The 12,747-nt window shown below is 52.7% G+C and carries 12 protein-coding genes; 7 read left to right on the top strand and 5 right to left on the bottom strand.

Features of this window, described 5'->3' with window-relative positions; all coding sequences use genetic code 11:
* The first annotated feature begins 132 nt into the window (after positions 1 to 132).
* Together C0557_RS07715 and C0557_RS07720 are read left to right on the top strand one after the other, a co-directional pair.
* Positions 133 to 1,239, top strand: a complete 1,107-nt coding sequence (locus C0557_RS07715; RefSeq protein ID WP_208658051.1) for a PQQ-dependent sugar dehydrogenase — start codon at positions 133 to 135, stop codon at positions 1,237 to 1,239.
* A gap of 236 nt (positions 1,240 to 1,475) precedes the next feature.
* Complete coding sequence (locus C0557_RS07720; protein WP_208658052.1) at positions 1,476 to 2,093, top strand: protein phosphatase CheZ; 618 nt, start codon at positions 1,476 to 1,478, stop codon at positions 2,091 to 2,093.
* A gap of 309 nt (positions 2,094 to 2,402) precedes the next feature.
* Here the strand turns inward: C0557_RS07720 and C0557_RS07725 are convergent, their stop codons facing one another.
* Positions 2,403 to 3,308, bottom strand: a complete 906-nt coding sequence (locus C0557_RS07725; RefSeq protein ID WP_007374068.1) for a flagellin — start codon at positions 3,306 to 3,308, stop codon at positions 2,403 to 2,405.
* Positions 3,309 to 4,071: 763 nt separating this feature from the next.
* Here C0557_RS07725 and C0557_RS07730 point away from each other — a divergent pair.
* The gene (locus C0557_RS07730) at positions 4,072 to 5,028 is read left to right on the top strand and encodes a LysR substrate-binding domain-containing protein (protein WP_253073794.1); all 957 of its coding nucleotides are present in this window, start codon (positions 4,072 to 4,074) and stop codon (positions 5,026 to 5,028) included.
* Positions 5,029 to 5,319: 291 nt separating this feature from the next.
* Positions 5,320 to 5,673 (top strand): hypothetical protein, encoded by a 354-nt coding sequence (locus tag C0557_RS27390; protein ID WP_253073795.1) that lies wholly within the window; start codon positions 5,320 to 5,322, stop codon positions 5,671 to 5,673.
* Positions 5,674 to 5,715: 42 nt separating this feature from the next.
* Here C0557_RS27390 and C0557_RS07740 read toward each other — a convergent pair whose 3' ends face one another.
* Positions 5,716 to 6,345 (bottom strand): glutathione S-transferase family protein, encoded by a 630-nt coding sequence (locus C0557_RS07740; RefSeq protein ID WP_208658054.1) that lies wholly within the window; start codon positions 6,343 to 6,345, stop codon positions 5,716 to 5,718.
* Between the two features lie 233 nt (positions 6,346 to 6,578).
* Here C0557_RS07740 and dacC point away from each other — a divergent pair, with 233 nt between their 5' ends.
* Complete coding sequence (dacC, locus tag C0557_RS07745; RefSeq protein ID WP_208658055.1) at positions 6,579 to 7,781, top strand: serine-type D-Ala-D-Ala carboxypeptidase; 1,203 nt, start codon at positions 6,579 to 6,581, stop codon at positions 7,779 to 7,781.
* Between the two features lie 30 nt (positions 7,782 to 7,811).
* Here dacC and deoR read toward each other — a convergent pair whose 3' ends face one another.
* Both deoR and ybjG read right to left on the bottom strand, forming a co-directional pair.
* Entirely contained in the window at positions 7,812 to 8,570 is a 759-nt protein-coding gene (deoR, locus tag C0557_RS07750; RefSeq protein WP_208658056.1) for a DNA-binding transcriptional repressor DeoR, read from the bottom strand.
* Positions 8,571 to 8,635: 65 nt separating this feature from the next.
* Positions 8,636 to 9,244: an undecaprenyl-diphosphate phosphatase gene (gene ybjG / locus C0557_RS07755; protein WP_074775517.1), complete on the bottom strand. Its 609-nt coding sequence runs from the start codon at positions 9,242 to 9,244 to the stop codon at positions 8,636 to 8,638.
* Positions 9,245 to 9,517: 273 nt separating this feature from the next.
* Here ybjG and C0557_RS07760 point away from each other — a divergent pair, with 273 nt between their 5' ends.
* Positions 9,518 to 10,750, top strand: a complete 1,233-nt coding sequence (locus C0557_RS07760) for an MFS transporter (RefSeq protein ID WP_208658057.1) — start codon at positions 9,518 to 9,520, stop codon at positions 10,748 to 10,750.
* Between the two features lie 31 nt (positions 10,751 to 10,781).
* On the opposite strand, the gene C0557_RS07765 is transcribed toward C0557_RS07760, so the two are convergent.
* A complete protein-coding gene (locus tag C0557_RS07765) occupies positions 10,782 to 11,984 on the bottom strand; it encodes an MFS transporter (protein WP_208658058.1) in 1,203 nt (400 codons plus the stop codon).
* An 80-nt stretch (positions 11,985 to 12,064) separates the two neighbouring features.
* On the opposite strand from C0557_RS07765, the gene C0557_RS07770 reads away from it, so the two are divergent.
* Positions 12,065 to 12,607, top strand: coding sequence for a TetR/AcrR family transcriptional regulator (locus C0557_RS07770; protein ID WP_043954092.1), 543 nt, complete (start codon positions 12,065 to 12,067; stop codon positions 12,605 to 12,607).
* Positions 12,608 to 12,747 lie beyond the last annotated feature (140 nt).

Here is a 12,747-nt window from a genome sequence, read left to right on the forward strand (position 1 = left end):
GGGAGGGAACTCCCCCTTTTTGTCTGCCCGTTTTCTTTCATGCCGAATGTATAAATTCTGTAAACCTGCGTTTCATTTCTGCGCCCCGGTCTACCCTTTACTCTGTGAAGCTGCTGAATAAAGGAGAACCCGATGCGCCGTCTTCCTCTGTTGCTGCTGTTTCTTTCCGCCCCGGTATTGGCTGAGCCTGCGGCGGTGAAGGTTGATGTTCTGCAAAGCAAACTTGATCACCCCTGGTCGCTGGCATTTTTGCCCGACAATCACGGCATGTTAATCACTTTGCGCGGCGGGCAACTGCGTTTGTGGCAGGCCGGTAAGGGGCTTTCCGACCCAATAAGCGGCGTGCCGAAAGTGTGGGCGCACGGGCAGGGCGGCTTGCTGGATGTGGTGCTGGCGCCTGATTTCGCCCAGTCGCGCCGGGTGTGGTTAAGCTATGCGGAAGCGGACAACGAGGGCAAAGCCGGTACGGCAGTCGGTTATGGCCGCCTGAGCGAGGATTTCACCCATCTGGAGGCGTTTCAGACGGTGTTCCGCCAGCAGCCGAAACTCTCAACCGGCAACCACTTTGGCGGTCGGCTGGTGTTTGACGGCAAAGGCTATCTGTGGATTGCACTGGGCGAGAACAACCAGCGCCCGACGGCGCAGGATCTGGATAAATTGCAGGGCAAACTGGTAAGGCTGACCGATCAGGGGAAAGTACCGGATGACAACCCATTTGTCGGGCGCAAAGATGCCCGTCCGCAGATCTGGTCATATGGCATTCGTAACCCGCAAGGAATGGCGATAAACCCGTGGAGCCACGCACTGTGGTGGCACGAACACGGGCCGCGCGGCGGTGATGAAATTAATATTGCGCAAAAAGGCAAAAATTACGGCTGGCCGATCGCCACCTGGGGTATTAACTACAGCGGGCTGAAAATCCCCGAAGCGCAAGGGCAGATTGTGCCTGGCACCGAACAGCCGATCTTCTACTGGCAGAAATCCCCGGCGATAAGCGGCATGGCATTCTATAACGCCGACACGTTCCCGCAGTGGAAAAACAAACTCTTTATTGGCGCGCTTAAAGATGAAGATGTCATCGTGATGAGCGTTAATGGCGACAAAGTTGCAGAAGATGGTCGCATTCTTACCGATCGTAAACAGCGTATCCGCGATGTGCGCGTCGGGCCGGATGGTTACCTTTACGTGCTGACGGATTCATCAGACGGCGAACTGTGGAAAGTGCGTCCGGCTTCGTGAAGAAGGGGGCATTCCCCCTTTCGCTCTTTCCCGGTGAAAGCGTGGTATTAACGATGCAAGATAATAACTATATTTCAGCGTTCTATAATGCCTGCCTTTTATAATTATTAAAATAAACTTTTACGTCTTTTCGTATTTATATAGTGGTTGGCTATCTGGCGCCTTTTATTTAAGTGTGCGGATACATTGCCGATAACTGAATATCTGAGAAAAGATGGCGTAAAGGAGAGGTAATAATGAATGTGCATGCTGTTCCGCATGCGGCAACCGATATTTATGAATTGATTGCCCGCATTGGCAATGTGACCCGGATGTTAAGAACCAGCCTGCGTGAGCTGGGGCACGATATTACTATTGCTGAGATCGCCCACGCTATTCCCGATGCACGCAGCCGTTTGCAATATGTTGTCGATTTGACGGCGCAGGCCTCCGGTAAAACGCTTAATTTGATTGAACAGACGCAGCCGTTGCAGGAGCGGCTCAGCAAAGAAGCCAGCCAGCTACTGTCGCAATGGGATGATATTAAAGAGAGCGATGGCATTGATGGCATGATGGCGCTTGCCCGCGCAACGCGCGGCTGGCTTGGCGCGGTGCCGCTTTCTACCGATGCCACTAAGAAATCTCTGTGCGATATTATGCTGGCGCAGGATTTTCCGGATACCACCGCGCGCATTATTGTGCGCATGATGGCGCTGCTGGAGAATTTAGAAAAACAATTCCTCGCAGTCTTATTAGACAGCGTACCGCAGGAAAGCCGGGCGGCTTTGACCAGAGAGAAAGAACACGCCGCACATTTGCCTGAGTCCTCCCCACAAGATGATATTGATGAGTTACTGGATAGCCTTGGTTTATAATCGGCAATTGTGCTGCACGATGAACACCCTCAGGTGATGTAAAAGCTGTTTTACTTGCTGTTATTTATTCTGGATGCAATGGTTCATTGCATCCTTTTTTTATTTGGCAGAGATAATAACTCCGTGCGCAGGGGACGAATAAAACAAGCGAAAAAAATCCCGCAATGCCATCTAACATTGCGGGATAAAAATATTTCTCAATAGACAGTTATGCTGAATCACCCGCCCTCATGGCAAAGCGGGGATGTGTTACCTGAAATAACGTTTAAAACGATCCGCTATGAAGGAGGGTAACGGACCTTAGCCTGCTTAACGCAGCAGCGACAACATGGTTTGCGGAACCTGGTTCGCCTGCGCCAGTACCGAGCTGCCGGCTTGTTGCAGGATCTGTGCGCGTGACATGTTGGACACTTCGGTCGCGTAATCGGAATCCTGAATACGGCTGCGCGCGGCAGAGAGGTTGTTGGTGGTGTTATTCAGGTTAGAGATGGTGGATTCAAAACGGTTTTGGGAAGCACCCAACAGGCTACGCTCGCTGTCCACTGCTTTGATGGCGGTATCCAGATCCGCCAGCGGGTTACCGTTTGTGCCGCCGGTAGCATCAACCACGCCCTGCAATACATCGAAGCCGTGCGCGTCAGTGGCACGCGCGCTGCCGTTGACAATTTGCCCGGTGGTGGAAGCCGTTGCGCCGGTGGTGCTGTAGAGGTTGAAGGCATCGCTGCTGCTGACGGTAATGCTGATGGTTTCGCCATCTTTCGCGCCAACCTGGAAGTTATACACGCTGTCGCCGGAACCGGTGTTCAGCACTTTCAGACCGTTGAAGTCGGTCTGCGTGGTGATGCGGTTGATCTCTTCCATGCGCTGGTTGACTTCAGCCTGGATGGAGTCAACGTCAGACGCGGAGTTTGAACCGTTTTGCGCCTGTACAGTCAGGTCACGAATACGTTGCAGGTTGTTGTTGACTTCGCTCAGTGCGCCTTCAGTGGTTTGCGCCAGTGAGATCCCGTCATTGGCGTTACGCGCGGCAACAGACAGACCATTAATATTTGATGTAAAGCGGTTTGCAATTGCCTGACCAGCAGCATCATCTTTTGCGCTATTAATACGCAGACCGGATGACAGACGCTCAATGGAGGTGCCTAATGAAGATTGAGATTTGCTCAGGTTATTTTGGGTCGTTAAAGACAAGGTGTTGGTATTAATAACAGCCATTTTATTTCTCCAGGAATATAGAATTAATCTATTAGTGATGCCCTTATAATATTGCCGGGCTTCAATCATATCGGATGGGATTAATAAAACTTTAAATTTAAATGGAGAATATTTTTATTTTATAAATGTCATCGTTCAACATAATGATTTTATAGCTAATAGGTAATTTTAATATGTTGATTCTGACAACGGTTAATTCTATTTGCAGATCTTCTATAGGCCATTGTAATTATGATTTTGCCTAAGGATGAAATATTGGTTAGTCTGCGTTTAATTTAATGTAGTGTTGCTTAATAATCAATTAAGCAACGGTTATGATTTTATTGTTTGTTTATGCAGAGAGCTGAAGACAGACTATAAATTAGCTTTGCTTAACTGTTCGATGCTGTTAGTCTGATATTTGAATATGTGTTCTGCTATCAGAATTCTCCGCTTAAAAGAAATCGGCGAGTAAGTTTCTCAGTTCTTGCTGTTCATTAATGCGATGATTATAAAACAGGTGAAATAGTAGTCATAAAAGCACCACTAAAAGCAAATTTTCTATTTTTACATCGTTACATTCTATTGTGTTTTTGACGATATAAATTACCGATTAAAGTTTTTACCTCTGCCAGCGATTATTGATACGTGTAAATTTAGATCTGTGTATAAAACAAATAATTGATGAGAAGTGCTTTTTAGGTCCTTAAATTAAATTACGCATAAGAATTTACTTAAATGCCATCGGCAGGTTGTTTGTGTCGCTGGAAACATAAAAAACCTTATGCTCTGTAGTGTTTTGTTCTTTATTTTTTCTACACACGGGAGAGTTGACAATATGAGAACCCAGGACCTGGAGTATTTTGTATCGTTGGTACAACATATGAATTTCCAGAAAGCTGCCGAGGCGTGTGATGTTTCACAACCGACCCTCAGCATACAAATCAAGAAGCTGGAGGAGGAGTTAGGCATTCCTCTGCTGCACCGCAAAGGTAAAGGTTTTAGCCTGTCGCCAACCGGCCTGCATCTGTTGCCGCTGATCGAAAATATTCTCCGTGAAGTTCATAACCTTCAGGAAATGGCGCGCTGGCTACGTTTTCAGCCGGTTGGCGTTATTAATATCGGCATTACCCCGACGCTGGGTTCCTACATTCATGAAGATTTATTTAGCGTATTTAAAGAGAAATTTCCCGATAATGAAATCAAGCTGCATGAGGTCAATGAAGATAATTTATTGAGCATGCTGGATAAAGGACAATTGCAACTGGGTTTGCTGATTGGCCCGATTGATAACGAACGTTTCCTCGAAGCCCAGCTTTATGAAGAGCACTTTGTTCTGGGGGTGAATATCAGCCATCCGTTATCCAGCTATGAAGCTATTGAACTCAAAGATTTGAAGAAGCATAAACTCATTATGACCAAGTCGATGCCAGAACATTTACATCTTGAGCCAGGTAGTGAGGAGATTCTCAATCATGCGCGCAGTATTTCAAACGACCTGGAAACCATCAGGTATATGGTGAGAAATTCCGATAATGTCTCTTTCTTCCCGAAACTGTCAACGCTGGGAAATGAGCAAAGCAGCATCAAATATATCAATATCAAGGATAATAACTTATCCCGCAAAGTATTTTTGATGATGCGCGAGGGCGATATCATGAAAGAAAAATATTACAGTTTCGGCAACGATGTCGCAGGCAGGATCAGCGCCCGGCTTTGCCCTGTGCGCCAGGGAATGTAGCGATTATTTCTGCGCACCGACGTGCGTTTAAATTTGAGGATCAATGTGTTGAGATGCAAACGTTTAAAAACGGCATAGCGTTTGTTTCTCAGCAATGCTGCTCTCTTTTCAGCACTCTTTCATATCGCATGCAGAAAAATATTCAGCTACCGCCATGAGTTTTGTATATCACTTTGTGAGATTGAGATGATGGATATTGTAGTCACTGAACAGTTGGATCTTTCGTTAGAACGGGCAAGTTTTCTCAAAAAACGTTCGCAGTTATTTTTGGCCGTTGCCAGGACATCTGCGTTGTCGGATAACGCGGGCGATGAATTCGATGACGCATTGAGTGATGATCATGCTGCTGCGATTTCCGGTATGGGGCTCGGCGAAGAAGTGAGCCTGGTGCTGGAGAGTTTACACAATATTGAATTGGCGATGACGAAACTCGAGGCGCTTGATAATGGCGAGCTTGCCGCTGCGGACATCACACTCTGCTGGCAGGATGCGATCGCGTTGCTGGATGAAGCCGAAGAAGTGCTGGAAGAGTGCTGCGGCATTGATCCGGTGCATTACGCCAGCGAGGAGATCGAATGGGAGGAGAGCAACCCGTTCAAAGAAGATGACGCGCTGTTTGCCGATGACGAAGGCGGCGAGGAGTAGGGCGCGAGTTTGCCGGGCTTCCCTGCCCGGTAACGTCGGGTATCAGGTTACCGGAATCATCACGGTTGTGCGGAACCCCGGACGTTCACACAGTTGTGCGTACCAGCGCTGCAGATTGGCGCGCGGCGCCCAGCTTAAGCCAGGAATAGCAAACAGGTTGTAGATAAACGGACCAACGGCAATGTCTCCGCAGCCGAAGGCCTCGCCGGAAAACCAGCTCTGTTTTGCCAGTGCGTTATCGAGAATATCCAGCATGCCTTCAAGCGCTTGTATGGCGGCAGCAATCACGGCGTTATCCCGCTGCTCTGGCGGCGTGCGCACCAGCCCAATCAGCACCTGGCTATGTTTCGGTGCCAGGCTGCCAAGCGCCCAGTCCATCCACTTTTCCCCTTCTGCACGCGCGGCGGGAGCTTCAATCCACAGGCGGCCCTGACCGTATTGGGCGGCAAGATAACGCACGATGGTGTTTGATTCCCACAGCACAACGCCGGTTTCATCGTCACGCAGTAACGGTACCAGCCCGTTCGGGTTCATCGCCAGATATTCGGCATCGTGATTCAGGCCAAATTGCCCGCCTGCCAGAATGTGCTCGTACGGCAACTCCAGTTCTTCCAGCAGCCAGCGAACTTTTTTGACATTAGTTGAGTTATTCCTGCCCCATAGCGTTATCATTTTTACCCCTTTGAAGTGGATCTCTGTCTGGGATTCATGGTGGGGGAAAGTTAACGTTCTGGCAACGACTTAGAAAAAGATCGCACAAAGTGAGCGCAACACCCTGTTATTGCATAAACTTTAATAACTTTACTCACCGACGGTTTTTTTCGCTCCGTTTGTGCGCTATTACTCACCGTTTGTTGCGGTACGTGTTGTGACGTTTGATTGAATGGATACTCGGGTGGCCATCTATGACGCATTTCTCTTTATCCCTTCGCAGCCTGGCTGCGGGCTCCGCGCTGTTATTTCTCTTTTCGCCTTCTCTCTATGCGGTTGAGCAAAACCCGGCCGCGCCGCCGGTTGACGCACGCGCATGGATCCTGATGGATTACGCCAGCGGCAAAGTGCTGGCGGAAGGTAATGCCGACGAGAAACTCGATCCCGCCAGCCTCACCAAACTGATGACCAGCTACGTGGTGGGCCAGGCGCTGAAAGCCGGAAAAATTCATCTCACCGATACGGTAACCGTCGGTAAAGATGCCTGGGCGACCGGCAACCCGGTACTGCGAGGTTCCTCGCTGATGTTCCTGAAACCGGGCGATCAGGTGTCGGTAGCGGATTTGAATAAAGGGGTCATTATTCAGTCCGGCAACGATGCCAGCATCGCCATTGCCGACTATGTTGCCGGGAGCCAGGATTCATTCGTCAGCCTGATGAACAGCTATTCGCAGAAACTGGGGCTGACCAATACCACCTTTAAAACCGTGCACGGGCTGGATGCGCCGGGCCAGTTCAGTACCGCGCGCGATATGGCGCTGCTCGGCAAAGCCTTAATTCATGATGTGCCCGATGAGTACGCCATTCACAAGGAAAAAGAGTTCACCTTTAATAAGATCCGCCAGCCGAACCGTAACCGGCTGCTGTGGAACACCAGCATGAACGTGGACGGCATGAAAACCGGCACCACCGATGGCGCCGGTTACAACCTGGTGGCTTCCGCGACGCAGGGTGATATGCGCCTGATCTCGGTGGTGCTGGGCGCGAAAACCGACCGCATCCGCTTTAATGAATCCGAGAAACTCCTCAACTGGGGTTTCCGCTTCTTCGATACCGTAACGCCCATCAAACCCGATGCCACTTTTGTTACTCAGCGCGTCTGGTTTGGCGACAGCAGCGAAGCGAAGCTCGGCGCGGGCGAGGCGGGCTCGATCACTATCCCGAAAGGGCAGCTTAATAATTTGAAAGCGAGCTACACGCTGACGCAGCCGGAACTGCAAGCGCCGCTGAGCAAAGGCCAGGTCGTGGGGACAATCGATTTTCAGCTGAACGGTAAAACCATCGAACAGCGTCCGCTGGTGGTGATGGAAGCGGTGCAAGAGGCCGGGTTTATCGGCCGGATGTGGGATTTTGTGCTGCTGAAATTCCACCAGTGGTTTGGCGGCTGGTTCTCCTGATGCTAACAGGCCGTGCCCCGGCGGGCACGGTCAGTACATCAATGTAATTTGCTGCTGTTTTGCGAACTGCACCAGGCTGTCATCCGGACAGCAGTCGCTGGTAATCACGTCAAACTGGCTGAGTGCGCCCATGCAGGCCGGGCGCACTTTACCGAATTTGCTGTGATCCACTACCAGCACATGGTATTGCGCACTCTCCATCGCCCAGTGTTTCACCGGCAACTCTTCGAGATTAAAACAGGTCGCGCCCTGTTGCACATGCACGCCCGCCGCCGAATAGAAGGCGATATCCGGGCACAGATTTTTCAGCGTCTCATTAAAATTCAGCGGCTTGAAAATCGCGTTGCTGGCATGAAATTCGCCGCCGCAGAGGATCGCGCGGCACTGCGGTTTTTCCTGTAAAGCCAGAAAAGTATTCAGGGAGTAGCAAACGCCGATAAACGGTAAATCGTCAGGAATGGCGTCAATCACCCACGGCATGGTGGTGCCGCAATCGAAGAAGGCCATCTGATGCGCGCGCAACAGCGCGGCCGCCTGCTTTGCGGCGCGGCGTTTCTCTTCGACCAGCCGGGTTTTTTGATCGCTTAACAGATAGTGGCTGGCCGCGCGCGGCTCCAGCACGATATAACCGCCCAGCAGAACCACCGGAGCGCTGTTGGCGCTGAGATCGCGGCGAATGGTCATCTCTGAAACGCCAAGCAGCGTTGCCGCCTCTTTCAGATGCAGCTTGTCACTGTGCCTGAGCGCCGTCAGTAGCTGGCTAATCCGTTCGTCACGTCTTGTTTCCATATTTCCCCTGAATAAAAGAAAGCCCTGCATTGAGCAGGGCGTTCATCTTACCTTTGGCGCTGGGCTTAGTCACGTACCCAGCCACGGCGAATCAGCGTTGCAAAGCAGAACCGATAAATCTGTTGAATGATACGATAGAGCGTCGGACCAAAACCTTGCCACAGGATTTGCGCGCTCAGGCAGCCGCTGATACCGACTAACAGCGCGCCGAACATGTCCAGCGGCCAGTGGACGCCAAGATAGACGCGGGACCAGGCGATCGCCAGACCCACCGCCATCAGCACGGCGCCCGACCACAGGCGGTGCCAGGCGAGGAACGCCACGGCAAAAGTAAAGATGACCGTACCGTGGTCGCTCGGGAAAGAACTGTCTGGCGCATGCGGCAGGAAGTTATAGCCGATATGATCGGCAAAGGGACGATCGTGCGGCAAGAAGTGGCCTAATAACAGCGAGATGCACATGCTGACTACGATCGCCATCGACACTTTAATCACCAGCTGGCGCTGGGCGCTAACCTGATGGCGCGGGCCCCACAGCCAAAGCCCTGCCGCCAGCAGCGGCACAATACTGATGAGATCGCTGGCGCTAAATTCGGCCAGCGCAATTAACCAGTGGGGGGAGTCGGGCGTTGCGTTAATCCAGTAGAACAGCGTGTGATTGAGGCTCTCTAGCATAGGTTTGTTACTCTTTGATTAAACGACCACATTTGCGCGAAAGCGCCCACCTTAAAAGTGCGTCGGCAAACGGTAAAGGGGTTTTATCTTACTCCCCGGAGAGTTAGACGATTCTTAAACAAAACGGTAATAATGCGTACGCTACGCCCAGGCGATTAAGAAAACCTTAATTAGCCGAAAAGCGCTAAATTTAGGCAATGGCTATAAATTCGCTATCACAGCCGGACGGCTTTTATTACACTCTGCGCGATTTTTCATAGATGAAGAGACAGCATGCAAAACCATTCCTTATCTGGCCAACGTCTGGGACGACGGGCGCTACTATTTCCCCTCTGCCTGGTGCTTTACGAATTCTCGACCTATATCGGCAATGACATGATCCAACCCGGCATGCTGGCGGTGGTGGAGCAGTACAACGCCGGGATCGAATGGGTGCCAACGTCCATGACCGCTTACCTGGCGGGCGGCATGTTTTTACAGTGGCTACTCGGGCCGCTGTCGGATCGCATTGGTCGCCGTCCAGTGATGCTTACCGGCGTGGTGTGGTTCATTTTGACCTGCCTTGCCACGCTGCTGGCGCAAAATATCGAACAATTCACGCTGCTGCGTTTTTTACAGGGCATCAGCCTGTGCTTTATTGGTGCGGTGGGCTACGCCGCGATTCAGGAATCGTTTGAAGAGGCCGTGTGTATCAAAATCACTGCGCTGATGGCCAACGTGGCGCTGATTGCGCCGCTGCTTGGCCCGTTGGTGGGTGCAGCCTGGGTGCATGCCGCGCCGTGGCAGGGGATGTTTGTGCTGTTCGCGCTGCTGGCGGCATTCTCCTTTTTTGGTCTGCAAAAGGCGATGCCGGAAACGGCGACCCGCCTTGGCGAGCCACTTTCACTGAAGGCGTTGTGGCGCGATTATGCTGAGGTCATGAAAAACCTGCGTTTTGTCGCCGGCGCGCTGGCGACCGGGTTTGTCAGCCTGCCATTACTGGCGTGGATCGCCCAGTCGCCGATCATCATCATTAGCGGTGAGCAACTCAGCAGCTATCAGTACGGGCTGTTGCAGGTGCCGGTTTTCGGCGCGTTGATTCTCGGTAACCTGGCGCTGGCGCGTCTGACATCGCGGCGCACCGTACGGGCGCTGATCATGATGGGCGGCTGGCCGATTGCTGCCGGTTTGCTGCTGGCGGCCGTCGCGACGCTGGTCTCTTCTCATGCGTATTTGTGGATGACTGCCGGGTTGAGCCTTTACGCTTTTGGCATTGGGCTGGCGAATGCCGGGCTGGTACGGCTGACGCTGTTCGCCAGCGAAATGAGTAAGGGCACGGTGTCAGCGGCGATGGGCATGTTGCAAATGTTCATCTTTACCGTCGGTATCGAAATCAGCAAACATGCCTGGCTGGCGGGCGGCAACGGTCTGTTCAGCCTCTTCAACCTGGCAAATGGCGTGTTGTGGATCGGCCTGATGGTGGTGTTTCTGCGCGATAAACGCGTGGGGAATTCGCTGGAAGGTTAAGGCGGCGGCGCGTCTGCGCGCCGCCTTGCGGTTAACAGGTTTCCGCTTGTGCTTCCGGGGCCGGTTTTGCCACGGCGCGAGCGACCAGCGCGGCGATCAGCACCAGACTGAGTACCACCAACATGGCGCTGCGCAGGCCGTAGTGTTCGCCGAGAAAACCGAGCAGCGGCGGGCCGACGAGAAAGGCCAGGTAACCGGTAGTCGCCACTACGCTAACGCGGGTAGGGGCGTCCGGGCCGGTATCGCTGGCGGCTGAGATAGTCAGCGGGAAGCCCAGCGACGCGCCAAGCCCCCACAAAATCACCGACACGCCAGCCACCCAGGCGCTGTCGACAAAGATAATCAAACCAATCCCGAGCGCGCCCATTAATGCACTGGCGCGAACCACCGTAACGCGGCTGTAGCGGTCGATAAACCAGCCGCCGGTAAAACGGCCAACGGTCATACCGAGGGTGAAACCGGCGTAGATCAGTGAGCCGGAAGTGGGGCTAAAACCGTGACCGTCCACCATCAGCAGCGGCAACCAGTCGTTGGCGGAGCCTTCGGCAAATGCCATCGCCAGCACCACCACACCAATCAGCAACAACTGGCTATCGCGCCAGAAGGGCATTCCTTTTTTCCCCTGCGCGTTCTCTTCTGCGGAGTTTTTGCCGGTGCCATCCGGAATGGCGGCAATCGCCAGGATAATCGGCACAATCGCCACCAGCGCCGCCAGCAGAATATGCACATTGGCGGTGAGGCCGAGCGCGGTTAACGTCATGCCAATCCCCGCGCCGACCAGTGTGCCGAAGCTGTAAAAACCGTGCATCATCGGCAGCACGGTTTTATTCATTTCGCGTTCAACTACCGCGCCTTCAATATTCAACGCCACTTCGCCCGCGCCGAGGCTGCCGCCGAACACGGCCAGCCCGAGGGCAAACAGCAGCGGTGAAGCGACCCACAATGCGAGGCTGAGGATCATCATGCCGAGCACGGAAAAGGACATACTGGCGCGGATCACTTTGCGCGCGCCGAAGCGTTTAACCAGCCACGCGGAAGAGAGAATGCCACTCATCGAACCGATCGACAGGCCAAACAGCACGCCGCCCATTTCCGCCGTCGAGACGGACAAAATATCGCGGATTGCAGGCGTACGCGTGGCCCAGGAGGCCATCAGTAATCCGGGCAGAAAAAAGAAAGTAAACAGCGCCCATAGGCGGTTGCGCAGGGCATTGCGGGAGGCAGTTATTGTCATAACTTCTCGTTGGAAAAGGAAAAGGTGAGACAACACTAGCAAGGAAGTGTACATTTGTACATAAATCAGTGAGAGGATCTATGGCACGACGACCGAATGACCCGCAGCGGCGCGACCGCATTCTTGAAGCGACGCTGGACACTATCGCCGAATGCGGCATCCAGGCGGTGACCCACCGCAAAATCGCCAGCTGTGCGGACGTGCCGCTCGGCTCGATGACCTACTACTTTTCCGGCATCGACGCGCTGCTGGAAGAGGCATTCAGCCGTTTTACCGGGCAGATGTCGGCACAGTACGCCGCTTTCTTTGACGGTGTTGACAGCCCGGCGCGGGCCTGTGATGCGGTCACGGATCTGATCTACGGCGCGCAGGTTACTACCGCGCGCAATATGGAATTGATGTACCAGCTTTACGCTTTTATGAGCCGCCAGCCAGTGCTGAAAAGCGTGATGCAAAACTGGATGCGCTCCAGCCAGACAACCCTTGAACGCTGGTTTGATCCGATCACGGCGCGCGCGCTGGATGCCTTTATCGAAGGGATGACGCTGCACTTTGTGACCGACAGGCAGCCGCTGAGCCGCGAAGAGATCCGCCTAATGATTGGCCGTATCGCCGGGCTCTGAGCGGTATGCGTTATCCTGCAACCGGCAGTCGCGTTTGGTTGAACCAGGCGTTGCTCATTGGGGGGCCTCTATTAGTTGTCGTCCGGTAATAAAGCAGAATAGCGCGATGAAAAACAATCCACTGGCGATTTCTCTGTAAA

It is taken from the genome of Kosakonia sp. MUSA4, assembly GCF_013085925.1.
Classification (GTDB): domain Bacteria; phylum Pseudomonadota; class Gammaproteobacteria; order Enterobacterales; family Enterobacteriaceae; genus Kosakonia; species Kosakonia sacchari_B.